This is a genomic window from Blastococcus sp. CT_GayMR16 (assembly GCF_004570875.1).
GTDB lineage: Bacteria > Actinomycetota > Actinomycetes > Mycobacteriales > Geodermatophilaceae > Blastococcus_B.
Genome location: NZ_SPQK01000002.1, coordinates 296,342 through 321,443 on the forward strand (window position 1 = coordinate 296,342; position 25,102 = coordinate 321,443).

The window sequence follows — 25,102 nt, forward strand, 5'->3', positions numbered from 1 at the left end:
CCACGTCCGGCACCTAGGAGGAGACCCCGTGAGCGAGCACGTGTACAGGCTGAGCGAGATCGTCGGCACCAGTCCGACGAGCATCGACGACGCGATCCGGACGGGGCTGAAGAAGGCCGCCCAGACGGTCCGGAACATCGAGTGGTTCCAGACCGGGGAGATCCGCGGTCAGGTCGTGGACGGCGAGGTCGCCCACTTCCAGGTCACGATGAAGGTCGGCTTCCGCGTCGACTGACGGACGGGGTCCCTCGTCAGTCGAAGCTGCCCGCACCGCCCCGGCGGTAGGGCGATCGGCGCTCGATGCGGTCGCGCTCGGCGCGTTCGGCGCGGATCCGGGCCGCTGTGCCCGCCGGGTACCCCGCCTTGGCGACCCGGTGCTCGATGGTCTCGGTCATGAACGCGATCGAGAACATCAACCCCAGGACGAGGCCGCCGACGGCTGCCGAGAGCCGGTAGGACAGGGGCACCGGGACGGCGACGATGCACACGACCAGCACGGGCGACATCTGGACGACGGCCCGCAGCAGGTGCCGGACGATCCACGTGCGCCCGGTCGTGTCGGCGAGCACCCAGGGGGAGAGGTGGCGGGGGAGCCCACCCCCGAGGGCGTACCAGATCCACTGGACCGGATTCGGTCGCTGGGCGGACACACCCGTCACGGTATGCCTGGTCGGGGCCCCGTTGCCGTCCGCCGCGGACGGGTGCACACTCCCCGCACCGTTCCGCGAGGAGGTCGCAGTGCAGATCAGCCAACTGCTCCGTCACAAGGGCCGCGAGGTCGCCACGATCGACGGGTCCGAGAGCGTCCGCACCGCTCTCGGTGTGCTCGCCGACAAGGGGATCGGCGCCCTGGTGGTGTCCTCCGACGGGCGGACCATCGACGGGATCGTCTCCGAGCGGGACGTCGCCCGCGGACTGCACAGCCACGGCGCCGGTCTGCTGGCCGAACCGGTGTCCAGCGTGATGACGGCGCAGGTGCACACCTGCTCACCGAACATGAGCGTGCACGACCTCGCCCGCACGATGACCGACCACCGCGTACGGCACGTCCCCGTGGTGGACGACGGAGCCCTGATCGGGATCGTCTCGATCGGCGACGTCGTCAAGGCCCGGTTGGACGAGCTCGAGGAGGAGCGCAAGCAGCTGGTGGACTACATCCAGACCGCCTAGCGCCTCGGCCCCGTCCAGGGCACCGCTGCGAGCTTGCGAGTGGCGGGGAGGACGGGCCGCGTACGGTGCGGCCGTGGACGACCGTCGCCTGGGAGTGCTGTCCGGGCTGGCGGCCTATTCGCTGTGGGGACTGTTCCCCCTCTACTTCCCGTTGCTCGAGCCGGCCGGTGGGCTCGAGATCGTGGCGCACCGGGTGCTCTGGTCGCTGGTGTTCGTGGGCCTGCTGCTCACCGTCCGGCGCCACTGGTCGCAGGTGCGGGCGCTGGTCACCGACCGGCGACGGCTGCTCGTCCTCGCCGGTGCAGCGGTGCTCATCGCCGTCAACTGGCTGGTCTTCGTCTACGGCGTGAACTCCGGCCAGGTCGTCGAGACCTCGCTGGGCTACTTCATCAATCCGCTCGTGAGCGTGCTGCTCGGGGTCGTGGTGTTCAGCGAGCGGCTGCGGGTCCTGCAGTGGGTGGCCGTGGGCATCGCCGCCGTCGCGGTCGCCGTCCTCACGATCGACTACGGGCGCCCGCCGTGGATCGCGCTCGCGCTCGCCGCCAGCTTCGGCCTGTACGGCGTGATGAAGAAGCTGGTCCGGGTCGAGGCAGCTCCCGGCCTCTTCGTCGAGACGGCGCTGGTCGCGGTCCCGGCCGCGGTCGTGCTGGCGGTCCTGCACTCGGGCGGGAACGGCACCTTCGGCAACGCCGGGGCGGGGCACGCCCTGCTCCTCGTCACCTCCGGGATCGCCACCGCCATCCCGCTCCTGCTGTTCGCCGCCGCTGCGCGGCGCATCCCGCTGTCGACGGTGGGGCTGCTGCAGTACCTGACCCCGTTGATGCAGCTGGCGATCGGGGTCTTCGTCTACGACGAGCCGATGCCGCCCGCGCGCCTGGCCGGTTTCGTGATCGTCTGGGTGGCCCTGGCGGTGTTCACCGCGGACAGCCTGCGACACGCCCGGGCCGGGAGTCGTCGTCCGGCTGCGGAGATCGTTCCCGCAGGTCTCTGAGGCCTCTTCCGACCCATGGCCGGGGAGCGATCCCCTGCGCGCCGGGAACTGTCGGTACCCGGCGCTACGGTCGTTCCCGAGTCGCTCCCACGCCGGGGGCGAACGGGTACGGCAGGAGTTCGACGACCGATGACCGACGACCCGACCGTGGTGGTCTCCCCGCCCCCGGCCGAGGGCCTCGACGAGGCTTTCGTGCAGGTCGCGCCCATGGGCCTGTCCCGTCGGGAGCACGAGATGCTCACCTTCGAGCGGCAGTGGTGGCGGCAGGCGGGGGCGAAGGAGACGGCGATCCGAGACCGTTTCGGAGTTCCGCCGACTCGCTACTACCAGGTGCTCAACGCCCTGGTCGACCGACCCGATGCGTTGGCCGCCGACCCGCTGCTGGTCCGGCGGCTGCGGCGGTTGCGACGCGCGCGGGCACGGACACGTTCGTCTCAGGGTTCTAGTCAATGAGAGTTACAACGATTAGATTTCCTCACTGTGGGCAGGCACGGCGGGTCAGAGAGTGACGGGCGGGACTGGGGTAATCCCCCGGTCGCCGCGAATCGTCGACGTACGGACGCCCCCGATGGTTTGTGGCGGGGCTCCTCGGCGGGGGTGAGCGATCATCCGACCGCGCGCAGTCATGACCGGTCCGGCGACTCGGGCCGGTCCGCCGGACGCCCTGCGCCGTCCGGTGGGACCCGTGCCCCCGACGGCCAGCGCCAGGTCTCGCGCTCCCGGCTGCCGCTCCCTCCTGTGCCGGCCGCCTCCCGGGCCGCTGCACCCCGCCCGCCGGCCGGCCCGCGCACGACGGCCGCTCCGTTCTCCGCGGTGCCGTCTCCCGAGCCGCGCATGGAGCTCACCCTCGACGGCGACTTCCCGGGTGCCGCAGCGATCGAGCGCAGCGGTGGCTGCGCCCCCGCCATCTCGCGCCCCAGCCGCACCTGGGTCGACGCCGAGGCAGAGCTGGTCTCCACCGGCCCCAGCAACTCCGGCGGCTTCCGCTCCTCCGTCCCCTCCCCGCGGGTGCCCCGGCAGACCACGGCGGCCGGATCCCCGTCGCCTGCCTACGGCGACTGGACCAAGCCCTCCCGGTCCGAGGACGTCGACCTCGCTGTCGACGACGACCAGCAGGCCCGCGCCTTCCGCGCCCCGGCGCCCGGCACGACCGCCATCCCCGAGCGCCGCATGTCGGGACGCCGTCGCCAGCAGGTCGCTCCGATCCGTGACTCGATCGATCACGAGGTCGACCACGACACCGAGCACTCGTTCGACGAGGACCTCGCACCCGCTCCGGTCCGCGGTCCGGGCACCGGTTCCGTCGTCGGCGGCCGCGCCGCCATGCGCGCCGAGCGTCAGGCGGCCGACATGGTCCGTCGCAAGGCCGAGAAGCGCACCGGCTCGGCCGTGGCCGTCCTGGACGAGCTCGACGCCGAGGGCGAGGTCCGCAAGCCGCGGCGCGTCGTCAAGGGCCTGCTCGCGATGACCGTCGTCGCCCTCGGGGTCCTCGGCGTCTACTCCTTCGTCTCGCCCGAGACGCAGGAGGCGGCGTCCTTGTCGGCGGAGAACTCCCCGGCTCCGTTCGTCCCCGACGCCTCCGCGCCGCTGCCGTCCCTGCCGAGCCCCCCGGTCGAGGTCGCGCCGACGCCCACGGCGCCGGTACGGGTCCCGGTCACCGTCCTCAACGCCACCGAGACCAACGGCCTGGCCGCCAAGGCGGCCGAGGCGTTCGGTACCGGCGGGTGGGAGACCCCCGGCATCGGTGGCTACACCGCCGGTGACGTCGCCGCGAGCACGGTGTTCTTCACCGAGGGCGACGAGACGCAGCGACAGGCCGCCGTCCAGCTGGTCGACGCGTTCCCGCAGCTGACCGGTCCCGCGGTGCGGTTCTTCGAGCTCCCGGCCGATGTCACCGCACCCGGCCTGGTCGTCGTCCTGACCGGCGACTGGCAGCCCTGATCCGTCGCACCACCTCGGTTCCACCGTCTGCCCGCCACGGGCGGAACACGGCGCGGCTGCCGTCCGTTGGCCGCAGCGTGCGCTCCCTCCGCGGGCTCGTGCGTCCCCGCCCGCGCCCCGGCGCACGTGCGACGCTCGCCGCCCTGCTCGCCGTCCCGCTGCTCGCCGGCGCCGTCCTGCTCGCGCCCGGCGCCACCGCTGCCGACGACACCCGCACCGAGGACGCCCGGGTGCCCTCCGGGTCCGGCGCGGACGCGGTGGAGCTCGACACGACCACCTACCTGCCCGCGGGGGACGGTCCCTCCCCGGCCGTGGTCCTCGCTCACGGCTTCGGCGGGAGCAAGGACTCCGTGGCCGACGACGCGCGCGACCTGGCCGGCCGCGGCTACGTCGTCCTGACCTACTCGGCCCGCGGCTTCGGCCGCAGCACGGGTCAGATCGGGCTCGACGACCCGCGGTTCGAGATCGTGGACCTCTCCACGCTGATCGACCGGCTCGCCGAGCGGGACGACGTCGAACTGGACGGCGACGGCGACCCGCGCGTCGGCGTGGCCGGCGGCTCCTACGGCGGTGCGCTGGCCCTGCTCGGTGCCGCCTACGACGACCGCATCGACGCCATCGCCCCGCAGATCACCTGGAACTCGCTGACCTCGGCACTCTTCCCCTCGCAGACCGGCGAGGTGGACGCGCAGACCGTCGCGGCCACCCCCGAGGACGGCGACACCGGCGTCTACAAGCGGCTGTGGTCCGGGCTGTTCTTCGGGGTGGGGTCCTCGCCCTCCGGCGGCCTGCTGGACGCGCTCGGCGGGGGTGGCGGGGACGGCGCAGCGCCCGACCTCTCCGAGCTCGATACGTCCTCGCTGGACCCCACCGCTGTCGAGCAGGCCCTCACCTGCGGTCGGTTCCGCGCCGACATCTGCGCCGCCTACCAGACGGCGGCCGCCACCGGCACGCTGACGCCGGAGATCGCGGCGGTGCTGGACCGCAGCAGCCCGGCGGGTGTGCTCGACCGGATCGAGGCACCCACCCTGCTCATCCAGGGCACCCAGGACTCCTTGTTCGGACTCGGGCAGGCCGACGCCAATGCTCGCGGGATCGCGGCGAACGGCACCGCGGTGAAGGTGGTCTGGTACTCGGGCGGCCACGACTCGCAGGCGTCGGAGGGCGTCACCGCCGACCTGCGCGACCAGGTGGCCGGGTGGTTCGACTTCCACCTGCGCGGACAGGGCGGTGACCCGGGCACCGGCTTCCAGTACCCCGCACCCACCGGGCTGGGCAGCACCGCCGGCGTGGGCCGCGTGCAGGGCGGCAACCAGACCGTCGTGGCCGACGCGTACCCCGGGCTCGACGGCGGGGAGCCGGCCGAGCGCGCCGACGTACCGCTCAGCGGCCGCACCCAGCCGATCGTCACCCCGGCAGGCGGAACCCCGGCAGCTCTGACCACGGTGCCCGGACTGGGCGCGCTCACCGCGGCACTGGGCGGGACGACGCTGGAGATCCCCGGCCAGTTCGCGAGGTTCGACAGCGAGCCCCTGGACGGCGCGGTCGAGGTCGTGGGCGCACCCACCACCGAGATCGCCGTCGCCGCCCCCGGAGGCACCGCGACCCTCTTCGCCAAGCTCTACGACGTCGCCCCCGGCGGCGGCACCACCCTTCCGGGCGGGCTGGTCGCGCCGCTGGCGCTCACCGGGCTTTCGGCCGACCCGGCCCAGCCGACCCGGGTGTCGATCACGCTGCCGGGCATCGTGCACCGCTTCGAGGCCGGCCACACGATGCGGCTCGTCGTGTCGTCCACCGACCAGGGGTTCGCGCTGCCCGCCGAGCCGGGGGTGTACTCCGTCGCGCTCGCCGGCGACTCCGTCGGGCTGGCGGTCCCCGAGGTCGGCGGCCGGACGGAGGCCGATGCGGGCACCTCGCGCTGGTGGGTGCTGCTCGGCGTGCTCGCCGGGCTCGGGCTGCTGGCCTGGGGCGTCGCCGAGCTGTGGGGCCGCCACCGTCGCCGGAGCGTCTCGGCCGTCGAGCCCGACGGGGAGGACGTGCCGCTGCGCTTCGAGGGCGTGAGCAAGGCCTACAAGGACGGGTTCGTGGCGGTGCGCGACCTGTCGTTCGAAGTGCGCCGCGGCCAGGTGCTGGGCCTGCTCGGGCCCAACGGGGCGGGCAAGACGACGTCCCTGCGGATGCTCATGGGGCTGATCCGGCCGACCGAGGGACGGATCAGCATCTTCGGCCATGCCGCCGGCCCGGGCGCCCCCGTGCTCTCCCGGCTCGGCTCCTTCGTCGAGGGCACCGGCCTGCAGCCGCACCTGTCCGGCCGCGACAACCTGACCCTCTACTGGGCGGCGACCGGCCGCCCGGCCGAGGACGCCCACATGGCCGAGGCGATCGAGGTCGCAGGGCTCGGGACGGCGATCGACAAGCGGGTGCGCAGCTACAGCCAGGGCATGCGCCAGCGGGTCGCCATCGCCCAGGCGATGCTGGGTCTCCCGGACCTGCTCGTGCTCGACGAGCCGACGAACGGCCTGGACCCGCCGCAGATCCACGCGATGCGGGAGGTGCTGCGGTCCTACGCCGCGACCGGGCGCACCGTGATCGTCTCCAGCCACCTGCTCAGCGAGATCGAACAGACCTGCAGCCATGTCGTCGTCATGGCCAAGGGGCAGAAGATCGCGCAGGGCACGGTCGAGGAGATCGTGGGCACCGGCGGTGCGGTGTCGATCGGACTGGTCGACGACGCGGACACCGGGCGCGCGATCGCCGTCCTGGAGGGCCTGCCCGGAGTCAGCGCGGAGCTGACCGACGAGGGCCTGGTCGCCGACCTGGACGGGTACGGCCGGGCCGCGGCGCTGCAGGCGCTGATCGGGGCCGGCATCGAGGTCGACGAGTTCACGCCGCGCCGCCGGCTCGAGGACGCGTTCCTGGCACTGGTGGGGGAGTCATGAGTTCGGTGACCGAGCACGTGCAGCCGACGGGTGCGGTCGCGGGCTACCGGCCCAACCGCACCCTGCGGCTGTCCGTCGAGCTCCGCCGGCAGTTCAAGCGCCGGCGCACGATCGGCGTCTTCGCGTTGATGATCGCGCTCCCGCTGATCCTCATCGCCGCCCTGCAGCTGGGGGCGAGCGAGGAGGCGGCGGAGAACAACCGGCTGAACCTGGTCGACGTCGCCACGTCCAGCGGGCTGAACTTCACGCTGTTCGTGCTCTTCGCAACCACCGGCTTCTTCCTGGTCGTCGTGTACGCGCTGTGCTTCGGCGACACCGTCGCCAGCGAGGCGCAGTGGGGGTCGCTGCGCTACACGCTCGCCACCCCCGTGCCGCGGATGCGGCTGCTCCGGCAGAAGTTCTACGCGGCCCTGGTGCTGTCGGTGGGTGCGCTGCTCACCCTCGCCGCGGTGGCCGTGGTGGCCGGAGGCATCGCGTTCGGCTTCGAGGACATCCAGACCCCGGTCGGGATCACCCTCGGCCAGGGCGAGGGCATGCTGCGGCTGGCCGGCATGCTCGGCTACCTCGCCGTCCACCTGCTCGTCGTCGGCTCACTGGCGTTCTGGTTCTCGACCATCACCGACGCGCCGCTGGCCGCCGTCGGCGGCGCGGTGTTCACGATGTTCGTGTTCGCGATCCTCGACCAGGTCGAGCAGCTCGGCGCGATCCGCGACTGGTTCCCGACCGCCGGCGAGTTCGCCTGGACCGACCTGTTGCAGACCCCGGTCGACTCCGCCGACCTGTACCGCGGCGTCATCCAGTCGCTGGTCTACGCGGCCGTGTTCATCGCGCTTTCCTTCCGGCACTTCGCCCGGCGCGACGTGACCTCGTAGGACGCACTTGGTCACGCTGGCTCCGGCCCCCGACTCGATCGTGGGGCTCTCAACACCCGCGCGGGTGTCTCTTAAAGTGGCCTGTGGGACAGTCGTCGCCTTGCCTGAGCGCGAACGTCGGTGCAAGCCGGGCTCGACCAGTCGGAGCGACCCGTGATTCCGCGCGAGGCTTAGGCCTCCTCGGCGCCCCAGCGTCCGAGCGCGACGATCGCCTCGCGTAAGGCAAGGCCGCGATCGGTCAGCGCGTAGGCCCGGGTGTTGTGCCGGAGCGGCAGACGGGTCAGTACGCCGGCCGCTTCGAGCTCGCGCAGGCGGGTCGCGAGCATGTTCGTCGGCACTCCGAGGTCGCGCTGCAGATCGCCGTAGCGCTGCGGCCCGTCGAGCAGCCGCTCCACGACGAGCAGGGCCCACCGTGCTCCGACGATGTCGAGGGCCGCGGCGAGGTCGCTCATGCGGTCGGATCGGCGTCCGGCTTCATCCAGAACGGCGAGTAGTGGTAGCCGTCGGGGTCGTCGAACTGGCGCTGGTACATGAAGGGGTAGTCGTCGGTGTCACCGATTCGCCCGCCGGCGACGCCGGCGCGCTCGGCGAGCTCGTCGACCGCCTCGCGGCTGCCGAGGTCGAACGAGACCGTGACTTTCGAGGGCGTGTGGGGTCCACCGACCAGCTCCTCAGCGCCGCCGACGCTCGCGTACATCTCGCGGCTGCCGAGCATGACGTACTGCTCGGGCGCGATCGCGAAGCACGACACGTTGTGGTCGGACATCTCGGCGTTGAGGGTCCAGCCGAGGGCTGTGTAGAAGGCGGTCGCGCGCTCGACGCTCTCGACGGGGCAGGTGATGAAGAGGCTCATGCGGCCAACACTTGCAAAATGCAAGTGTGACGTCAAGGCCCGAGCCCGCATCACCGGCCGCCTCGACGCGCTGCAGTTCGACCGTGTCCTGAGTTCCACCGGGCCAAGGAGGTGTCCCTAGGTGGGCCGCTACGGGACACCCCGCCTGGGCGATGTGCCCTGCCCCGCGGCCGGGCTGGATGCTGTTCGCCGGTCGTGACGCCCTAGGCGGGGACCGCCTGGAAGGCGCGGACTTCTATCCGGGCGCCGAGCGCCTTGGATGCCTTCGCGGCCCCGGCGACGGCCGCCTCCTGGTCCGGTGCCTCGACCACCCACAGGCCGCCGAGGTACTCCGGCGCCTGCCTGTACGGGCCGTCGGCGAGGGCGAGCACGTCGCCTGTGTGGTCGACGGTGACCGCAGTCGACGGCGGGTGCAGTCCACCCGCGAAGACCAGGGCGCCGGACGCCGCCAGCTCTTCGAGGAAAGCGCCGGCCACGGCCATCACGGCCGCCAGTTCGGCCGGATCCATCGACGCCATCGTTGGCTCCTCGGCCGCGTCGTGCGGCATGGATAGCAGGTAGTGCGTCACGGTCATCCTCCGAGGTGGTCACGGCGTACCGTCCGGCCGCGCTCACGAGCAACGACGCAGGGCGCTGCCGGATCTCATCGGTCGGGGCCGGTCGGTGACAGGTGTTCGTCGTGCGGTGGGTGTCCCGCGGTCAGCTGCGGCGTAGTCAGCGATGCGCGGACCGCCTGCGCCCAGCCCTCGCCCATCGCGGCGTCGGTGATGCTCGCGTTCGGGATTGCCTCGATGAGGCCGAGCATGCCGTCGACGGCGGCGCCGTTGGCGGTGATCCACAGCCTGCCGACGGCCGGCGCCATCTCGAGGTCGCTGACGCTGTCGCCGATGGCGACGGCGTCGGCCGGGGTGAGGCCGCGCCGTTCGAGGTCCCAGGCGATCGCCGCGCCCTTGGTGATGCCGCGCGGCATCAGATGGAAGACGTGCGGCGGCAGGGGGTCGTCGTCCAGGCTCATGCGGGACGTCGCCGGGATCGCGCCGTTGTCCTTCAGCGTCAGCCAGCCCAGATCGTGATCCGCCAGCCATGCGTCCACCGCGATCGGGTCGACGCGGCCGCGGAGCAGTGCGTCCGTGTCGTGGGTGGTGTGCCAGGGCGCGTGCCATTCCAGCCGGCCGGGGTACTCGGCGATGAGCTCCTCGACGACGCCCAGCTCGGCCATTGCCGCCATCGGTGTCTGATCGCCGAAGCCTTCGGGGAACTCGCCGCGGAGGCGGTGCACGCCGCGACCGGCGTCCCAGGCCACCGTGGCGCCGAGTTCGGCGATGGCGCCGTCCGCGGCGAAGATCCGCGCGGCCTCGATCACCTGCTCGAACGTCCGGCCGCTGACCAGCACCAACGGCACGCCCGCCCGGTGCAGCTCGAGCAGTGCCGTGGCCGGACCGGCCGTCAGTTCCCGCCCCGCGGTGTGCCAGAACGAGCCCCGTGGGCCGACCATCGTGCCGTCGAGGTCGGTGTAGACGATGCGCGCCGGGGGCAGGGAGGTCACGGATCACATCCTGGCCATGCACCGGGAGGCATCGCGGACTGGGTACAGTCAGACCCGTTCCACTCATCCAGAGGGGCAGAGGGACACGGCCCGATGAAGCCCCGGCAACCGCCGCACGCGCATGCGCGTCGGAAGGTGCCAATTCCGTCCCGCGCGGCTCGACGGCCCGGTGCGGGAAAGATGAGGAGGTAGTCGTCGCATGACTCTGACCGCTCCCGGATCTGCCCAGGCTGATTCCACGTCCGGTGGTCCCGTTCCGCCGTGTCCCGCGCGCGGGCTGGTGTGCCGCAACTGCGGTGCCACCTTCGGACTGGTGGCCGAGCACGCCTGCGCGGAGTGCTTCGGTCCCCTCGAGGTCGACTACGACCCCGAGCTGATGCGCGCGGTGACCCGCGAGCAGATCGAGGCCGGCCCGCAGAACATCTGGCGCTACGCGGCCCTGCTGCCGGTGGGCCAGAACCCGGCCGACCGCGTCACCCTGGACCCCGGCATGACCCCGCTGGTGCGGGCCGACCGGCTGGCCGAGGAGCTGGGACTCACCGGCGGCCTGTGGGTGAAGGACGACTCGGCTAATCCGACGCACTCGTTCAAGGACCGCGTCGTCAGCCTCGCCGCCACCGCCGCGAAGGGCCTCGGCTACCACAAGATCGCCGCCGCCTCGACGGGCAACCTGGCGAACTCCGTCGCCGCGCACGCCGCCCGCGCGGGCCTGCCCTCCTTCGTGTTCATCCCGTCCGACCTCGAGCCGGGCAAGGTCGTGCAGTCGGCGGTCTACGGCCAGACGCTGGTCGCCGTCGACGGGTCCTACGACGACGTCAACCGGCTGACCAGCGAGCTCGCGGAGACCGACGAGTTCGAGGACACCGCCTTCGTCAACCAGAACGTGCGGCCCTACTACGCCGAGGGCTCCAAGACGATGGGCTACGAGATCGCCGAGCAGCTCGGCTGGCGGATCCCGGCGCAGGTCGTCATCCCGATGGCGTCCGGGTCGCTGCTCACCAAGGTGGACAAGGCGTTCCGCGAGCTCACCGCGGCCGGCATCGTCGAGGCCACCGAGTGGACGATCTTCGGCGCCCAGTCCGCCGGGTGCGACCCCATCGCCACTGCGTTCGACAACGGCTGGGACGTCATCAAGCCGGTCAAGCCGACCGGCATCGCCAAGTCGCTCAACATCGGCAACCCCGCCGACGGCCCCTACGCGCTGGACGCGATCCGGCGCACCGGCGGTTCGGTCGGCCGGGTCGGCGACGACGAGATCGTGCAGGGCATCCGCGACCTCGCCCGCACGACCGGTGTCTTCGCCGAGACCGCCGGCGGCGTGACGGTCGCGGTGCTGCGCCAGCTGGTCGACAACGGCCGGCTGGACAGGGCCAAGGAGACCGTCGTCCTCAACACCGGCGAGGGACTGAAGACCCTCGACCCGCTGGAGCCGGTCGTCGGTCCCACGCACCACGTCGAGCCGTCCCTGAAGTCGGCGCGGGCGGCCGGGCTCATCGGCTGAAAGACGCCCCGCCCCCGCACGCTCGGGGCGGTGCCCTGGACGGCGTCATCCCGCGTGGATTGCCCGTTTTCCGGGCTTTCCTGATGTACCTTTCCGCGCGGTTCGAGTTCCACGTTCGTGATCGACGGGCGGAAGAGCGAGATCCCGGCCCCCCGATCGAGAGGGGTCGTCCGACACGCGTTCGTGGGAGCACACGTGGCAGAGGGCACCGTGAAGTGGTTCAACTCCGAGAAGGGCTTCGGATTCATCGCCGTCGACGGCGGTCAGGACGTCTTCGTCCACTACTCGGCCATCCAGATGGACGGGTACAAGAGCCTCGAAGAGGGCCAGCGGGTCAGCTTCGAGGTCGTCCAGGGCGCCAAGGGCCCCCAGGCGGACGCCGTCACCGCCGCCTGAACCGAAGCCGCGAAGGCCCGGTTCCCCGCTCGGGGACCGGGCCTTCGTCGTTCCGGAAGCCGCGGGAACAGCGGGCGCTCACCCCCCGTTCTTGCACTCACAAGGGTCGAGTGCCAGACTCGTTTCTGGCACTCGGGACACCCGAGTGCCAATCAGGTCGGAACGGTGAGGTACCGGTCCGTGGGCCGAAGGAGCGCCCACGCGGCTGGTGCCGTCCGTCGCGGGCACCAACCCGGCCGTGCAGCGATCAATGCATGGAGGACATCACCACATGGCCAAGATGATCGCGTTCGACGAAGAGGCGCGCCGTGGCCTCGAGCGGGGAATGAACATCCTCGCCGACGCCGTCAAGGTGACGCTCGGCCCCAAGGGCCGCAACGTCGTACTCGAGAAGAAGTGGGGCGCGCCCACCATCACCAACGATGGTGTGAGCATCGCCAAGGAGATCGAGCTCGAGGACCCGTACGAGAAGATCGGGGCCGAGCTCGTCAAGGAGGTCGCGAAGAAGACCGACGACGTCGCGGGTGACGGCACCACCACCGCCACCGTGCTGGCCCAGGCGCTCGTGCGCGAGGGTCTGCGCAACGTCGCCGCCGGCGCGAACCCGATGGCCCTGAAGAAGGGCATCGAGAAGGCCGTCGCTGCCGTCTCGGAGTACCTGCTCTCGACGGCCAAGGATGTCGAGACCAAGGAGCAGATCGCCGCCACCGCGTCGATCTCCGCCGCTGACCCCGCGATCGGCGAGCTCATCGCCGAGGCGATGGACAAGGTCGGCAAGGAAGGTGTCATCACCGTCGAGGAGAGCAACACCTTCGGCCTCGAGCTCGAGCTCACCGAGGGCATGCGCTTCGACAAGGGTCACCTGTCGGCGTACTTCGTCACCGACCCCGAGCGCATGGAGACCGTCCTCGACGACCCGTACATCCTGGTCGTCAACAGCAAGATCAGCTCCGTCAAGGACCTGCTCCCGCTGCTGGAGAAGGTCATGCAGGGTGGCAAGCCGCTGGCGATCATCGCCGAGGACGTCGAGGGCGAGGCCCTCGCGACCCTGGTGGTCAACAAGATCCGGGGCACCTTCAAGTCCGTCGCCGTCAAGGCCCCGGGCTTCGGTGACCGCCGCAAGGCCATGCTGGCCGACATCGCCATCCTCACCGGTGGCCAGGTCGTCAGCGAGGAGGTCGGTCTCAAGCTCGAGAACGCCGACCTGTCCCTGCTGGGCCGCGCGCGCAAGTTCGTCACCACCAAGGACGAGACGACGATCATCGAAGGTGCGGGTGACGCCGACCAGATCACCGGTCGCGTGAACCAGATCCGCGCCGAGATCGAGAAGTCGGACTCCGACTACGACCGCGAGAAGCTCCAGGAGCGCCTGGCCAAGCTGGCCGGTGGCGTCGCCGTCATCAAGGCCGGCGCCGCGACCGAGGTCGAGCTCAAGGAGCGCAAGCACCGCATCGAGGACGCGGTGCGCAACGCCAAGGCCGCCGTCGAGGAGGGCATCGTCGCCGGTGGTGGCGTCGCTCTCGCGCAGGCCACCTCGGCGTTCGACAAGCTCGAGCTGGAGGGTGACGAGGCGACCGGTGCCAACATCGTGCGCGTCGCGCTCGAGGCGCCGCTGAAGCAGATCGCGATCAACGCCGGCCTCGAGGGTGGCGTCGTCGCGGAGAAGGTCCGCAACTCCGAGCTCGGCTGGGGCCTCAACGCCGCCACCGGGGAGTACGTGGACCTGATCAAGGCCGGCATCATCGACCCGGCCAAGGTCACCCGCTCGGCGCTGCAGAACGCCGCCTCCATCGCGGCGCTCTTCCTCACCACCGAGGCCGTCATCGCCGACAAGCCGGAGAAGAACGCTCCGGCCATGCCCGGCGGCGACGGCGGCATGGGCGGCATGGACTTCTGACGAAGGACCCCTCTACCCCCCACGCCTCGCACGCTCGGCGCGGGACCCTGTAGAGGAGCCGCACTGCACTACAGCACTGCCCGTCAGGGGCGGTCCGCTTCGGCGGGCCGCCCCTGACGGCGTTCGTGGCCCGACTTCGGGGAAGTCGGTCCCCGGGAGCCGCCGCGGCGCCCGACTTCGGGGAAGTCGGGGTCCAGCCGACCACCGTCACTCCGGGGAGAAGACGCAGAACTCGTTGCCCTCGGGGTCTGCGAGGACGTCCCACTCGATCGCCCCGTCCGCTTCGGTGTCGAGGTCGCGGGGGCGGACCAGCGTCGCGCCCGCCGCCTGCAGTGCCGCGGTGTCACCCAGGACGTCGAAGTGCATCCGGTTCTTGACGATCTTCGGTTCGGGCACCGGCACGATCCACATCAGCGGGCCGGCGCCGTCCCGGTCGACGATGGGCACCGGCCACTCGGCGGGTCCAGCCCACCTCCGGCGGCGCGACCTCGTCGCGGCGGACGTAGCCGAGGGCGGCGCACCACCAGTCGGCGAGCCCCTGGTGGTCGCCGGCGTCGAGGCAGAGGTCCTTGAACCGGGCGGGTGCGTCAGCCATGACGGGAGAGGGTAGGCGGCCTCCCGTGACCGTGATCATCGGGACCTCGGGCTGGCAGTACCGCGACTGGCGCGGCCGCTTCTATCCGCAGAAGCTGCCGCAGCGGTTGTGGCTGGAGCACTACGTCGCCCACTTCGCCACGGTCGAGAGCAACAACGCCTTCTACCGGCTGCCCGAGCTCACCACCTTCGTGTCGTGGCGCGAGCGCACGCCCGCGGACTTCCGGTGGGCGGTCAAGGCCAGCCGCTTCCTCACCCACATCAAGCGGCTGCGGGAGCCAGAGGAGCCGGTCGGGCGGCTGATGGAGCGGGCGGCCGGGCTGGAGCACAAGCTCGACACGATCCTGCTGCAGCTGCCGCCCACGCTGAGGGCCGACGCCGACCTCCTCCGCGAGTGCCTCGCCCAGTTTCCGGCCGGCACCCGGGTGGCCGTCGAGCCGCGGCACGAGAGCTGGTGGACCGACGAGATCCGCGCCCTGCTCGAGCGCTACGGGGCGGCGCTGTGCTGGGCGGACCGCGACGAGAAGCCGATCGCGCCGCTGTGGCGGACCACCGACTGGGGCTACCTGCGCTTCCACCACGGCGCCGACGGCTGGGCCTACCGACCGGAGACGCTGCAGCTCTGGGCCGACCGGCTCGTGGCGGCCTACGGCCAGGGCGATGTACTCGTCTACTTCAACAACGACCCCGGTTGTGCGGCGGTCGCCGACTCGGTCGTCTTCGCCGAGGCCGTCCGCCGGGCCGGTGGGGTGCCGACCCGCGTGCCGACAGCCGAGCAGGCGGCCGGCCTCGCCTGGATCGCGACCTAGTCGTCCCCGCCGCCGTGCCCGGAGTTGTCGTCTCCGCCGCCGGAGTCGTGGCCGGAGTCGTCGTCCCCCCCGTGGCCGGAGCGGTCCTCGTTGTCGTCCGACTGGTTCTCGGAGTGGTGTGTCTCTACTTCGGGCGTGTCGTCGGCCTCGGTCTCCTGAGAGTCGTCGGAGTCGTCCGAGTCGTCGACGTCGTTGTCGTTGTCGTTGTCGTCGGAGTCGGAGTCGGAGTCGTTGTCGTCGGTCTCGGACGACGGTGTCGGGACCACGCCGGGCCCCTGGGTCGGGTCCGCAACCGGCACGACCGGGGTGGAGGCGGTATCCGGCGACACGATCTGGACCACGCTGACTGTCCGGGTGCCTGGGTTGTCGGCAGAGTCCGGCACGTCGAAGGGAGTCACGGTCTCGATCGCGCCGGCGACCTGGTCCTGGATCGCGCCAGGCAGCACCCCCGCCGCGCCGGCCCCGGTGACGCCGGCCGCGGCGATTCCGAGCCCGGCGATGGCCTGGGTCAACGTACCGGCACCGACAAACTTCGTCGCGATCGCGGCGACAGTTTCGAAGATGAACATGCGGTGGAACTCCTTCTGGGGCGGGACTGACGACGGGTGCCCGATCTCTGTCCGCTAGATCGGCGCGGCCGGCACGAACCCGTAGGACGTTCACTCGCGCGGGGGAGCCCCGTCTCCTGGGAGAGCGGCAGGGTCCTCGGCGTGGCGGACACCGAGCTGCTCGGCTGCCTGCCCGAGCAGAGACTGCACAGCGAGGGTGTCCGCGAGCGGCATGACGGCGCTCTCCGTCCGCCCGGCGCGCACGCACTCGGTCACCTCGATCAGCTCGTGCGCGTAGCCGGCGCCGATCGTCTCGCGGGTGATCGTCTCGGGCTCGGCGCCCGCGCGGTGCAGCACGATCGTCGTCGGGTGGTGGAAGCGGGGGAGGACGTCGATCCAGCCCGTCGTCCCGAAGACCCGGGCCTGGCCGGGCAGCGCGTTGCGCAGCGACGTCATGAGAGTCGCCGTCCGCCCGTCGCCGTAGTCGAACAGCAGCGAGGCCTCGGCGTCGGCGCCGGAGGGGAACAGTGAGCCGGCGGCGACCACCCGTTCCGGCGTCCCGAGCAGCATCTGCGCGAACGAGGCCACGTAGACGCCCAGGTCCAGCAGGGCACCGCCGCCGAGCGCGAGGTCGAAGAGCCGGTCGGCGGGGTCGTACTCCCGCGCGACCCCGAGGTCGGCCTGCACCGAGCGCACCTCCCCGATCGCGCCGCCGGCGACGAGCTCACGGAGCTCCACGACGGCGGGCTGGAAGCGGGTCCACATCGCCTCCATGACGAAGACGCCTGTCTGCCGGGCGACGGCGACGACCTCCTCGGCACCGGCGGTCGTGGCGGTGAAGGCCTTCTCGACCAGCAGTGCCTTCCCGGCCCGCAGCGCGGCGAGCGCGATGTCGTGGTGCTGGGGGTGCGGCGTCGCGACGTAGAGGACGTCGACGTCCGGGTCGGCGAGGATCTCGGCGTAGGACCCGTAGGCGCGATCGATCCCGTGCCTGCCGGCGAAGGCCTGGGCGCGGTCGATCGACCGCGAGGCCACCGCCACGGCGCGGGCACCGTCGACGACGGCGAAGTCCTTGACGAGGTTCTCGGCGATGCGGCCCGGCCCGACGACGCCCCAGCGGATCTCTGCGGTCACGGACGCGACGCTAGCGGGGACCCGAATCGCAGCAGGTTGCCGTCCGGATCGATGTGCCAGCCCTCGCGCAGGCCGTAGTCGGTGTCGACGGGGGCGCCGGTCCGCTCGACGTGCGCCCACTCGGCCGCCAGGGCATCGGCGTCGGCCACGTGCAGGTAGGCGGCGGAGGCCGTCCGCAGCGGGTCGTGGTCGGGCACGACCGTCAGGTGCAGCTCGATGCCGGCCCGCGCGGCGAAGCCGTACGTCTCGTCGTGCTGGGTGACGTGGCAGCCGAGGGCGGCGTAATGGGCGAGCGCCCGCGGCAGGTCGGTCACCGGGAAGATTGGGGAGACCCGGACGTGCGCGTGTTCGTGCGGCATGGCGGGCAGACTGCCACCGTGTCCGTCCTGATCGACAGCCCGGTGTGGCCGTGGCGGGGCCGCCGGTGGTCGCACCTCGTCAGCGACGTCTCCTACGAGGAGCTGCACGCCTTCGTCGCGGCCGAGCTCGGCATCCCGCGGCGCGCGTTCCAGGGCGACCACTACGACATCCCGGAGGACCTCTACGACGTCGCCGTGGCCGCCGGTGCGGAGCCGGTCGGTGCGCGGGAACTGCTCAGCCGGCTGCTGGCGGCGGGGTTGCGGGTCCGGAAGCCGCGCGGCGCCTGAGCAGGGCCAGCTCGGCGGTCATGTTCGCCGCCGCACGGTCGGCCCACTGGCGGGCTGCCTCGGGCGTCCGGTACAGCGCCGGCAGGGCGAGCAGGTGCTCGAGGACGGCGATCCGCCCGGCCGTGAACTCCTCGTCGGAGAGGTGGCCGTACTCCTCGCGTACGGCCGAGGCGTACGTCGCGTAGGCGTCCGGCGGACCCGCGAGGACGGCGAGATCTGCGTCGCAGAGCACCGCGCCGTTGGCGTCGTCCGGCGCGGGGTCGTGCCCCGCCGTCAGCAGCACGAGGCGCTCGACCTCGTCCACCCGGCCGTCGGGGACCAGCCCCCGGAGGCCGACCCGCGCCCGTGCGGCGCTGACCTGCTCGTTGTCGGTGCGTTCCGGCTCGTAGGCGATGTCGTGGTACCAGGCCGCCAGCCGGACGGCGGCGGGGTCGTCCGCGGCCCCGGCCAGCTCGCCGATGAGTCCCAGGACGGCGGCCAGGTGGGCGAGGTCGTGGTACCGGCGGTGCGGCTCGCTCCACGCGGCGACGACGGCGGCCCATTCGGTGCGGGACGTGGGCGAGTCGCCGGCCAGCTCGGCCCACGCGTCGAAGTCGACGAGCCCGGTCATCGGACGCCGCAGCTGCGCAGGATGAGCAGGGCGAAGGCGCGGGCAGCCGTCACCACCTCGGCGACGGGCACCTGCTCCATCGGCCCGTGGGCGAGGTGCAGGTCGCCGGGCCCGTAGTGCAGCGTCGGCACCCCGGCGGCCACGTACTGCCGCAGGTCGCTGCCGGCGGCGATGGCGCGCTCCGGCGGAGGCGCACCCCCTGCCAGGACCACGGCCTCCCGCATGGCCCCGAGCAGCGGGTGCCCGGCAGGAAGCTGACCGCTGGCGAACGCGCCGCCGGCCCAGGTGATCCGGACCGGGTGCTCGGCCAGCCAGGGATGCGCGGCACAGATCTCGGCCAGCCGCGTCTCGAACGCCCGTTGCGCGGCGCCGACCGGCTCGCCCAGGCGGACGCCGTACCGGCCTTCGGCGACCAGCCGGTCCGGCACCGAACTGGCCCAGTCGCCGGCCTGCAGTCGCCCGATCGAGATCCCGTACGGATACCGCGATTCGCCGAACCGCGGATCGGCGTCCCGTTGCCGTTCGGCCTCGAACTCCTGCAGTCCGGCGTGCACCACGGCGAACAGCTCCACCGCGCTGACGCCCCGGTCGCGGTGTGCCGCGTGCGCGGCGTGCCCGGTGACCTCGAGCGTGAAGGTCAGCGCACCCGCGTTGGCGGTCACGACCGCCTGGGCGGTCGGCTCCGGGATCACGCAGACGTCGCCGAGGTGCCCGCGGCGCAGGGTGGCCCAGGCGCCGAGTCCGCCGTCCTCCTCGCCGATCACCCCGTGCAGGGCCACCGGACGCACCAGCCGCACGCCCGCCGTCCGTACCGCGGCCACTGCCGCCAGCGAGGAGACGACGCCGGCCTTCATGTCGCACGCACCCCGTGCGTGGATCGCCCCGTCGCCGAGCCGGGGGACGAACGGGTCGCCGGCCCACAGGGAGAGATCGCCGGCCGGGACGACGTCGGTGTGGCCGGAGAGGACCAGTGCGGGGACGCCGTCCTCGGCTGCGGGCACCGTGCCGACGACGCCCCACGCCTCGTCCCGCATGACCTCCTGGCCGGGTGCGTCGGGCTCGATCGCGGCCTCGGCGAGGTCGATCTGCCAGGTGTCGACGTCGCAGCCGAGCTCGTCGAGCCACCCGGCCAGCAGATGCTGCACCTCGCACTCGGCCGGAGTGCCGCCGATCGAGGGGACGGCGATCAGGCGGCAGAGCCGGTCGACCACCCAATCCTGGTCGACGGCGTCCAGGACGCGGGCCTCGGCGTCGGTGAGCTCGGCCATGGCCGGAGTCTGGCACGCGTCGCCCGAGCCACGGGGTGCCCGGGGGCGCTAGCTTGACCGCCGTGACTCAGCCGCCGCCCCCGCCGGGCTGGTACCCCGATCCTGCCGGCAGTGGAGGAACCCGCTGGTGGGACGGTCAGACCTGGACCGACCACGTCCAGCAGGCCGCTCCACCGCCGCCGCCGCCCCCTCCGCCGCCTCCGCCACCGCCCCCACCGCCTCCGGCCGTACCGCCACCTCCGCCCGCGCCCGGGTACGGCGCCGGGCCGTCGCTGTACGAGCAGCCGGTCCTGGTGGTCTCGCAGAAGACCAAGCTGATCGAGCTGACGAACGAGTACGCCGTCTTCGACGGCGAGGGCCGGCAGATCGGCGCCGTCGTCCAGGTGGGGCAGAGCGGGCTGAAGAAGGCGGTCCGCCTCGTCTCCAACATCGACCAGTTCCTCACCCATCACCTCGAGGTGCGCGACGCCTCCGGTCCGGTGCTGGTGCTGACCCGGCCGGCCAAGTTCGTGAAGTCCCGGGTCGTGGTCCAGCGGCCGAACGGGCAGCCGATCGGCGAGATCGTGCAGGCCAACGTCTTCGGCAAGATCCGGTTCGACCTGGTCGCGAACGGCCAGCTCGTGGGTTCGATCCAGGCGGAGAACTGGCGGGCCTGGGACTTCGCGATCCTGGATGCCGCCGGCACGGAGGTCGCCCGGATCACGAAGAAGTGGGAGGGCCTGGCGCGGACGCTGTTCACCACGGCCGACCGGTACGTCGTCCTCGTGCACTTCCGGCTGCCCGAGCCGCTGGCGAGCATGGTCGTGGCGTCGGCACTCACGGTGGACACCGCCCTCAAGCAGGACGACCGCGGCTTCAATTGACACTGCGGTCCTCCGGACCGCACCGCGGCCATGACACTGCGGTCCTCCGGACCGCACCGCGGCCATGACATTGCGGTCCTCCGGACCGCACCGCGGCCATGACATTGCGGTCCTCCGGACCGCACCGCGGCCATGACATTGCGGTCCTCCGGACCGCACCGCGGCCAATGGCCGTCCCCGGCTCGTCTGGAGCCCCATCGTCGCGCCTGCGCGGACCCCTCCGGGGCCCACTCGGCGCGAGCCCCATCGTCGCGCCTGCGCGGACCCCTCCGGGGCCCACTCGGCGCGAGCCCCATCGTCGCGCCTGCGCGGACCCCTCCGGGGCCCACTCGGCGCGACATGATCTACCGCTGGGCGGGTAGCCTTGCTTCTGTCCGGACCGGGTGCACGTGCCCCCGGGTGCCATTTGGTTACGCCTTCACGGACTACCGCCCCGACTTCGGTCGGGGGCCTGGAGCCGCGTTGTGCATCTCGCCGCGAGGCGGCCGCCATCCGGTCCGGACCCTGCTTCCACGAGAGCCCCCGCCCTATCGGCGCGGGGGCTCTCGTGCGTTCCTGTCCCCGGACGCGCGACAGCCCCCGTCGTCCGAGGACGGGGGCTGTCGCTGGTCTACCCGACGGCGTCGGTCAGTAGGTCTCCTCGGTGGTGCTCCGGCGGACCGGCGCGCCGTCGGCCGGGGCGCCGTAGCCCTCGGTGTGGGTGACCCGGCGGCGTGACCGCGGAGCCCAGACGGCGAGCTCGAGGACGATGCCGAGGGCGCCGGCGATCATCAGGATCCAGCCGACCACCTGCAGGTCGACGCCGCTCACGTCGACGCGCAGGGCGAAGGTGAGGATCGCGCCCAGGGCAAGCAGGACGATGGCAGTTCCGAGTCGCATGTGCACTCCCTTCCTCACGGTTCCGGGCGCACGGAGATGTCTCGGGGCAGGCCGGACCGGCGGCGGGTGCCGCGGCAGGAAAAGTGCCCCTACCTGCTGATTCCAACCGTTCCGGCGCCGAGGTGTCCCTCGTTCGGGTGCCCTAAGGGGGCCTCAGACGCCGAACGATCGCAGGAGTGCGTGATCGCCCGATGCCGCCGAGCCGGCCTCAGCACGAATGTTGTCGTCGTCCACAAGGGACGACGAAAGGGAAATGTCATGTCGCCGAACTACGCGAATCCGGCTCTCGACGCCGAGCTCGCCTACCGCCGTGAGGTCCTCCAGGCCGCCATGCAGGGCACCCACAGCCGACGCGGCGCCTGGTTCCGCAACCGCCGCCGGCCGCGCTGACCCGGCCCGACCGGGTGACATCGGCATCGGTCCTGTCGGAGGCCCGTGCCACGATCGGCGTCGTGCCACGCTGGGACGACGCCCCGATCGTGGGCCGGGCCGATGAGCTCGGCCGCCTGCTGACGCATGTCGACCGGGCGGCGGCCGGTCGCAGCTCGGCAGTGCTGCTCGCGGGGGACGCCGGGGTCGGCAAGACCCGACTGCTCGACGAGCTCACCGTCCGGGCGGCCCAGCGGGGGGTCCGCGTGCTGACCGGGCACTGCGTCGACCTCGGCGACGTCGGGCTGCCCTACCTGCCGTTCGTCGACCTGCTGCGTCCGGTCGCCGCGGAGCCCGAGCTCGCACCCGTCTCCTCCGCCAACCCCGCCCTCGCGGGCCTGCTGGCCGGCCGTACCGGGGGGCTCCCGCCGGTGCCCCCGGCGAGCGAGGGCCGTGACCTGAGCCGTCCCTTGCCGAACAGGGCGGCGCCCCAGCCGGTCGACGACGGCCGGCTGCAGCTGTTCGAGTCGGTCGCCGGGCTGATCTGCGAGCTCGCGGCGTCGGGCCCGCTGCTGATCCTGCTGGAGGACGTGCACTGGGCCGACCGGTCCAGCCGCGACCTGCTCCGCTACCTCCTGGCCCGGTTGGTCGACGAGCCGGTCGCGGTGGTGGCCTCCTACCGCGCCGACGACCTGCACCGCCGTCACCCGCTCCGGCCACTGCTCGCCGAGCTCGTACGCCTGCCGGGGGTCGAGCGGATCGAGCTCGCGCCGCTGCCGGACGCCGAGGTGGGCGCCCTGGTCCGTGGCCTGGCCGAGTCGACCGGCGGGCTGCCGGAGTCGACCGTCGACGACGTCGTCGCCCGCGCCGAGGGCAATGCGTTCTACGCCGAGGAGCTGCTCGCCGCGGGGCTGCACGGCGAGGCGCTGCCGCTGGGCCTGACCGACGTCCTGCTGGCGCGGGTGGAGCAGCGTTCCCCCGCCGCCCAGCAGGTGCTGCGCATCGCGGCCGTGGCCGGCCGGCGGGTCCGGCACGAGCTGGTGGCCGCGGTCGGCGGGCTGTCCGCGGGTGACCTCGAGGAGGCGCTGGCCGAGGCGGTGCACCACCACCTCCTGGTCGTCTCCGACGACGGCCGTTACCGGTTCCGGCACGCGCTGCTGCGCGAGGCCGTGCTGGCCGACCTGCTGCCGGGCGAGCGGGTGCGGCTGCACTCCTCGATCGCCGCGTACCTGGCGGAGACGCCCGGGGCGGGCACGGCGGCCGAGCGCGCCCACCACGCCCGCGAGAGCAATGACCTGCCGCGCGCGTTCAGTGCCTCCCTCGAGGCCGCGGTCGACGCCTGCTCGGTGGGGGCGCCCGCGGAGCAGTTGCAGCACCTCGAGGCGGCGCTCGCCCTGTGGCCGGCCGTTCCCGACGCCGTGGAGCGCGCCGGCCGCGACCAGGCGGCGCTCCTGCTGGAGACCGCTGCTGCCGCGCGTACGGTGGGGGAGCTGCACCGGGCGGTGGCGCTGCTGCGTGCGGCGCTGGAACTGCTCGGTCCCGCTGCGGATCCGGCGACGCGGGCGCGGGTCCACTACACGCTCGCCCAGGCAATGGTGCGAGTCGAGGACATCACGGGTGCCCACCGGGAGAGCGCGGCGGCGATGGCGCTCGTGCCGGCGGAGCCGCCGTCGGAGGTGCGTACGTGGGCGGCCGCCACCCATGCGCGGATGAGCTACTCCCTGGGGCGGATGGAGGAGGCCGACGCGGCGGCGGACGAGGCGCTGGCGGCGGCCGACGCCCTCGGGCTGGACGGAGCCTGGTCCGACACCGCCGTGTCGCAGGTGCGGTCGCGCGCCGACGCCGACCCGGCCGCGGTGCGCCGCCGGCTCGACGAGGCGCTCCAGCGTGCCCGGCGTTCCGGGGACGACGACGTGGAGATGCGGGTCCTGTTCAACCAGGCGTCCGTGGCATTCGAGGCGGGCCGGATCGACGAAGCGGTGACCTGGACGCGACGGGCGACCCGGCGGGCGCACGACCTCGGCATCGAGTGGTCGTTCTACCCGGCGGAGCTCCGGCATCTGCACGTCACGGCGCTGTACATGGCCGGCAACTGGGACGAGAGCCTGGCCGAGGCCGATCTGCTGGCCCGGGTGCCGGAGATGGCCGCCCACGTGCGCGCCGCCGGTCTGCTCGTCCAGGTCGGTCGGGGCGACCCGGCCGCGCGGGCCCGGCTGGACTGGGCCCGGGCGCTGATCCCGCGCCTGAACGAGCACGTGCTGCTCGGCCTGGTCACCGCCGGTTCGGAGATCGATCTGGCGGCCTGGGACGGCGACCCGGCAGCCGCGGTGAAGGTCGCCGTCGCGGCCAGCCACCGGCTGCAGACGCAGTGGGACGACGACCACCTGGGCGTGCTGCGGCTGGCCGGCACGGCGCTGGCGCCGGTGGCCGACGCCGCTGCGGCTGCCCGGGTGGTGGGCGACACCGGCGCGGTTGCCCGCTGGGTGGGCGCAGGGGAGGAGCTGGCGGGTCTGGCCTGGTCGGCCGTCGACGTCTACGGCAAGACGTACGGGGCGATGGGCGCCGAGGCCGCCGCGTGGTTGGCCCGCGTCGAGGCCGAGGCCGCCCGGTTGCACGGGGACGCGGCCCCGGAGCTCTGGCGGGCCGCGGTCGACGGCTTCGGGTTCGGGCACGTCTACGAGGAGGCGCGCTCCCGATGGCGGCTGGCAGAGGCGCTGCTGGCCACCGGTGACCGCGCCGGCGCCGCCGAGGAGGCCCGTGCCGCGCACGAGGTCGCGGTCCGGCTCGGCGCGGTGCCGTTGCGGACGGCCGTCGAGGCGCTCGTTCGGCGCGGGCGGCTGGACGTCGCACTGCCGGGGGTGGCTCGGACGCCCGACGTGGCCGCCGTCCTCACGCCCCGCGAGGCGGAGGTGCTGGCGCTGCTCGCCCAGGGGCGGACGAACCGGCAGATCGGCAAGGAGCTCTTCATCAGCGAGAAGACCGCGAGCGTGCACGTCAGCAACATCATCGCGAAGCTCGGCGCCAACGGGCGCACCGAAGCGGTGGCGATCGCCGGACAGCGGGGTCTGCTGGCGACGCCCTGACCGACCGTTGGGCAGGGCGACCAGGTACTGCTCGTGTCGCGTGTGCGGGAACCCGGGCAGCAGCCGCATTCCTTGGCGCTGCTCGTCGCCGAACGTCCGCGGCCGTCACGGACGTTCCCGCGGGAAGGCCATCCTGCGGACTGACGCCGATCAGGAAGCTTGTGCTCTGCGTCCGGTGGTACGCAGAGCACA

27 protein-coding genes and 1 riboswitch are annotated in these 25,102 nt (G+C 72.7%); of the genes, 15 read left to right on the forward strand and 12 right to left on the reverse strand.

What is annotated here, in order from left to right:
* The first annotated feature begins 28 nt into the window (after positions 1 to 28).
* Positions 29 to 235, forward strand: a complete 207-nt coding sequence (locus tag E4P38_RS04120) for a dodecin (protein ID WP_135130470.1) — start codon at positions 29 to 31, stop codon at positions 233 to 235.
* 16 nt (positions 236 to 251) lie between these two features.
* Here the strand turns inward: E4P38_RS04120 and E4P38_RS04125 are convergent, their stop codons facing one another.
* A complete protein-coding gene (locus E4P38_RS04125; RefSeq protein ID WP_135130472.1) occupies positions 252 to 650 on the reverse strand; it encodes a DUF5313 family protein in 399 nt (132 codons plus the stop codon).
* Positions 651 to 738: 88 nt separating this feature from the next.
* Here E4P38_RS04125 and E4P38_RS04130 point away from each other — a divergent pair, with 88 nt between their 5' ends.
* From E4P38_RS04130 to E4P38_RS04155, 6 genes are all read left to right on the forward strand, one after another.
* Complete coding sequence (locus tag E4P38_RS04130; protein WP_135130474.1) at positions 739 to 1,170, forward strand: CBS domain-containing protein; 432 nt, start codon at positions 739 to 741, stop codon at positions 1,168 to 1,170.
* A gap of 73 nt (positions 1,171 to 1,243) precedes the next feature.
* Positions 1,244 to 2,161, forward strand: a complete 918-nt coding sequence (gene rarD, locus E4P38_RS04135) for an EamA family transporter RarD (protein WP_135130476.1) — start codon at positions 1,244 to 1,246, stop codon at positions 2,159 to 2,161.
* A 129-nt stretch (positions 2,162 to 2,290) separates the two neighbouring features.
* Positions 2,291 to 2,614: a DUF3263 domain-containing protein gene (locus E4P38_RS04140; protein WP_135130477.1), complete on the forward strand. Its 324-nt coding sequence runs from the start codon at positions 2,291 to 2,293 to the stop codon at positions 2,612 to 2,614.
* Between the two features lie 360 nt (positions 2,615 to 2,974).
* Complete coding sequence (locus E4P38_RS04145; protein ID WP_135130479.1) at positions 2,975 to 4,102, forward strand: LytR C-terminal domain-containing protein; 1,128 nt, start codon at positions 2,975 to 2,977, stop codon at positions 4,100 to 4,102.
* A gap of 77 nt (positions 4,103 to 4,179) precedes the next feature.
* Positions 4,180 to 7,041, forward strand: coding sequence for an alpha/beta fold hydrolase (locus E4P38_RS04150; RefSeq protein ID WP_135130481.1), 2,862 nt, complete (start codon positions 4,180 to 4,182; stop codon positions 7,039 to 7,041).
* Entirely contained in the window at positions 7,038 to 7,913 is an 876-nt protein-coding gene (locus E4P38_RS04155; protein WP_135130483.1) for an ABC transporter permease subunit, read from the forward strand. The genes E4P38_RS04150 and E4P38_RS04155 overlap by 4 nt, the downstream gene beginning before the upstream one ends.
* A 170-nt stretch (positions 7,914 to 8,083) precedes the next feature.
* Here E4P38_RS04155 and E4P38_RS04160 read toward each other — a convergent pair whose 3' ends face one another.
* The 4 genes from E4P38_RS04160 to E4P38_RS04175 all read right to left on the reverse strand — a co-directional run bounded on the left by E4P38_RS04160 (position 8,084) and on the right by E4P38_RS04175 (position 10,312).
* Positions 8,084 to 8,365, reverse strand: coding sequence for a helix-turn-helix domain-containing protein (locus tag E4P38_RS04160; RefSeq protein WP_135130485.1), 282 nt, complete (start codon positions 8,363 to 8,365; stop codon positions 8,084 to 8,086).
* Complete coding sequence (locus tag E4P38_RS04165; RefSeq protein ID WP_135130486.1) at positions 8,362 to 8,766, reverse strand: VOC family protein; 405 nt, start codon at positions 8,764 to 8,766, stop codon at positions 8,362 to 8,364. The genes E4P38_RS04160 and E4P38_RS04165 overlap by 4 nt, the downstream gene beginning before the upstream one ends.
* Before the next feature lie 203 nt (positions 8,767 to 8,969).
* Positions 8,970 to 9,335: a YciI family protein gene (locus E4P38_RS04170; protein WP_135130488.1), complete on the reverse strand. Its 366-nt coding sequence runs from the start codon at positions 9,333 to 9,335 to the stop codon at positions 8,970 to 8,972.
* Between the two features lie 74 nt (positions 9,336 to 9,409).
* A complete protein-coding gene (locus E4P38_RS04175; protein ID WP_245160769.1) occupies positions 9,410 to 10,312 on the reverse strand; it encodes an HAD-IIB family hydrolase in 903 nt (300 codons plus the stop codon).
* 60 nt (positions 10,313 to 10,372) lie between these two features.
* Positions 10,373 to 10,499, forward strand: a riboswitch (SAM riboswitch).
* Between the two features lie 126 nt (positions 10,500 to 10,625).
* Between E4P38_RS04175 and thrC the strand changes: the two genes are divergently transcribed.
* The 3 genes from thrC to groL all read left to right on the forward strand — a co-directional run bounded on the left by thrC (position 10,626) and on the right by groL (position 14,106).
* Complete coding sequence (thrC, locus tag E4P38_RS04180; RefSeq protein WP_245160770.1) at positions 10,626 to 11,813, forward strand: threonine synthase; 1,188 nt, start codon at positions 10,626 to 10,628, stop codon at positions 11,811 to 11,813.
* Between the two features lie 195 nt (positions 11,814 to 12,008).
* On the forward strand, positions 12,009 to 12,209 hold the full coding sequence (locus E4P38_RS04185; RefSeq protein WP_135130490.1) for a cold-shock protein: 201 nt from the start codon (positions 12,009 to 12,011) through the stop codon (positions 12,207 to 12,209).
* Positions 12,210 to 12,480: 271 nt separating this feature from the next.
* A complete protein-coding gene (gene groL / locus E4P38_RS04190) occupies positions 12,481 to 14,106 on the forward strand; it encodes a chaperonin GroEL (RefSeq protein WP_135130492.1) in 1,626 nt (541 codons plus the stop codon).
* Positions 14,107 to 14,313: 207 nt separating this feature from the next.
* Here groL and E4P38_RS23360 read toward each other — a convergent pair whose 3' ends face one another.
* Positions 14,314 to 14,553 carry a VOC family protein gene (locus tag E4P38_RS23360; protein ID WP_245160771.1) on the reverse strand — a complete coding sequence of 80 codons (240 nt, stop codon included), beginning with the start codon at positions 14,551 to 14,553 and terminating at the stop codon, positions 14,314 to 14,316.
* Between the two features lie 173 nt (positions 14,554 to 14,726).
* On the opposite strand from E4P38_RS23360, the gene E4P38_RS04200 reads away from it, so the two are divergent.
* Positions 14,727 to 15,509, forward strand: a complete 783-nt coding sequence (locus tag E4P38_RS04200) for a DUF72 domain-containing protein (protein WP_135130494.1) — start codon at positions 14,727 to 14,729, stop codon at positions 15,507 to 15,509.
* Here the strand turns inward: E4P38_RS04200 and E4P38_RS22795 are convergent.
* The 3 genes from E4P38_RS22795 to E4P38_RS04210 all read right to left on the reverse strand — a co-directional run bounded on the left by E4P38_RS22795 (position 15,506) and on the right by E4P38_RS04210 (position 17,550).
* Complete coding sequence (locus E4P38_RS22795) at positions 15,506 to 16,078, reverse strand: hypothetical protein (RefSeq protein ID WP_167760441.1); 573 nt, start codon at positions 16,076 to 16,078, stop codon at positions 15,506 to 15,508. The genes E4P38_RS04200 and E4P38_RS22795 overlap by 4 nt on opposite strands.
* Before the next feature lie 90 nt (positions 16,079 to 16,168).
* Entirely contained in the window at positions 16,169 to 17,191 is a 1,023-nt protein-coding gene (locus E4P38_RS04205) for a Gfo/Idh/MocA family oxidoreductase (RefSeq protein WP_135130496.1), read from the reverse strand.
* On the reverse strand, positions 17,188 to 17,550 hold the full coding sequence (locus tag E4P38_RS04210) for a VOC family protein (RefSeq protein WP_135130498.1): 363 nt from the start codon (positions 17,548 to 17,550) through the stop codon (positions 17,188 to 17,190). Before E4P38_RS04210 ends, E4P38_RS04205 begins: the two co-directional genes overlap by 4 nt.
* Positions 17,551 to 17,568: 18 nt before the next feature.
* On the opposite strand from E4P38_RS04210, the gene E4P38_RS04215 reads away from it, so the two are divergent.
* Positions 17,569 to 17,838 (forward strand): DUF4031 domain-containing protein, encoded by a 270-nt coding sequence (locus tag E4P38_RS04215; RefSeq protein WP_135130500.1) that lies wholly within the window; start codon positions 17,569 to 17,571, stop codon positions 17,836 to 17,838.
* On the opposite strand, the gene E4P38_RS04220 is transcribed toward E4P38_RS04215, so the two are convergent.
* Together E4P38_RS04220 and E4P38_RS04225 are read right to left on the reverse strand one after the other, a co-directional pair.
* Positions 17,786 to 18,448 carry a metal-dependent phosphohydrolase gene (locus E4P38_RS04220; RefSeq protein ID WP_135130502.1) on the reverse strand — a complete coding sequence of 221 codons (663 nt, stop codon included), beginning with the start codon at positions 18,446 to 18,448 and terminating at the stop codon, positions 17,786 to 17,788. The two genes, E4P38_RS04215 and E4P38_RS04220, sit on opposite strands and share 53 nt — an antisense overlap.
* Positions 18,445 to 19,716 carry an ArgE/DapE family deacylase gene (locus tag E4P38_RS04225; protein WP_135130503.1) on the reverse strand — a complete coding sequence of 424 codons (1,272 nt, stop codon included), beginning with the start codon at positions 19,714 to 19,716 and terminating at the stop codon, positions 18,445 to 18,447. The genes E4P38_RS04220 and E4P38_RS04225 overlap by 4 nt, the downstream gene beginning before the upstream one ends.
* Before the next feature lie 62 nt (positions 19,717 to 19,778).
* Between E4P38_RS04225 and E4P38_RS04230 the strand changes: the two genes are divergently transcribed.
* The gene (locus E4P38_RS04230; RefSeq protein ID WP_135130504.1) at positions 19,779 to 20,579 is read left to right on the forward strand and encodes a phospholipid scramblase-related protein; all 801 of its coding nucleotides are present in this window, start codon (positions 19,779 to 19,781) and stop codon (positions 20,577 to 20,579) included.
* A 627-nt stretch (positions 20,580 to 21,206) separates the two neighbouring features.
* Here E4P38_RS04230 and E4P38_RS04235 read toward each other — a convergent pair.
* The gene (locus tag E4P38_RS04235) at positions 21,207 to 21,458 is read right to left on the reverse strand and encodes a DUF6458 family protein (protein ID WP_209308922.1); all 252 of its coding nucleotides are present in this window, start codon (positions 21,456 to 21,458) and stop codon (positions 21,207 to 21,209) included.
* Positions 21,459 to 21,716: 258 nt separating this feature from the next.
* Between E4P38_RS04235 and E4P38_RS23750 the strand changes: the two genes are divergently transcribed.
* On the forward strand, positions 21,717 to 21,848 hold the full coding sequence (locus E4P38_RS23750; RefSeq protein ID WP_280791042.1) for a hypothetical protein: 132 nt from the start codon (positions 21,717 to 21,719) through the stop codon (positions 21,846 to 21,848).
* 62 nt (positions 21,849 to 21,910) lie between these two features.
* Entirely contained in the window at positions 21,911 to 24,910 is a 3,000-nt protein-coding gene (locus E4P38_RS23755; RefSeq protein WP_135130505.1) for a helix-turn-helix transcriptional regulator, read from the forward strand.
* Positions 24,911 to 25,102 lie beyond the last annotated feature (192 nt).

Excerpts from the sequence above, each read along its gene's own strand:
- E4P38_RS22795 (WP_167760441.1), bottom strand. The coding sequence starts at position 16,078 with ATGTTCATCTTCGAAACTGTCGCCGCGATCGCGACGAAGTTTGTCGGT.
- groL (WP_135130492.1), top strand. The coding sequence starts at position 12,481 with ATGGCCAAGATGATCGCGTTCGACGAAGAGGCGCGCCGTGGCCTCGAG.
- E4P38_RS04210 (WP_135130498.1), bottom strand. The coding sequence starts at position 17,550 with ATGCCGCACGAACACGCGCACGTCCGGGTCTCCCCAATCTTCCCGGTG.
- E4P38_RS04140 (WP_135130477.1), top strand. The coding sequence starts at position 2,291 with ATGACCGACGACCCGACCGTGGTGGTCTCCCCGCCCCCGGCCGAGGGC.
- E4P38_RS04155 (WP_135130483.1), top strand. The coding sequence starts at position 7,038 with ATGAGTTCGGTGACCGAGCACGTGCAGCCGACGGGTGCGGTCGCGGGC.
- E4P38_RS04220 (WP_135130502.1), bottom strand. The coding sequence starts at position 18,448 with ATGACCGGGCTCGTCGACTTCGACGCGTGGGCCGAGCTGGCCGGCGAC.
- E4P38_RS04235 (WP_209308922.1), bottom strand. The coding sequence starts at position 21,458 with ATGCGACTCGGAACTGCCATCGTCCTGCTTGCCCTGGGCGCGATCCTC.
- E4P38_RS23750 (WP_280791042.1), top strand. The coding sequence starts at position 21,717 with ATGTCGCCGAACTACGCGAATCCGGCTCTCGACGCCGAGCTCGCCTAC.
- E4P38_RS04160 (WP_135130485.1), bottom strand. The coding sequence starts at position 8,365 with ATGAGCGACCTCGCCGCGGCCCTCGACATCGTCGGAGCACGGTGGGCC.
- E4P38_RS04225 (WP_135130503.1), bottom strand. The coding sequence starts at position 19,716 with ATGGCCGAGCTCACCGACGCCGAGGCCCGCGTCCTGGACGCCGTCGAC.
- E4P38_RS04165 (WP_135130486.1), bottom strand. The coding sequence starts at position 8,766 with ATGAGCCTCTTCATCACCTGCCCCGTCGAGAGCGTCGAGCGCGCGACC.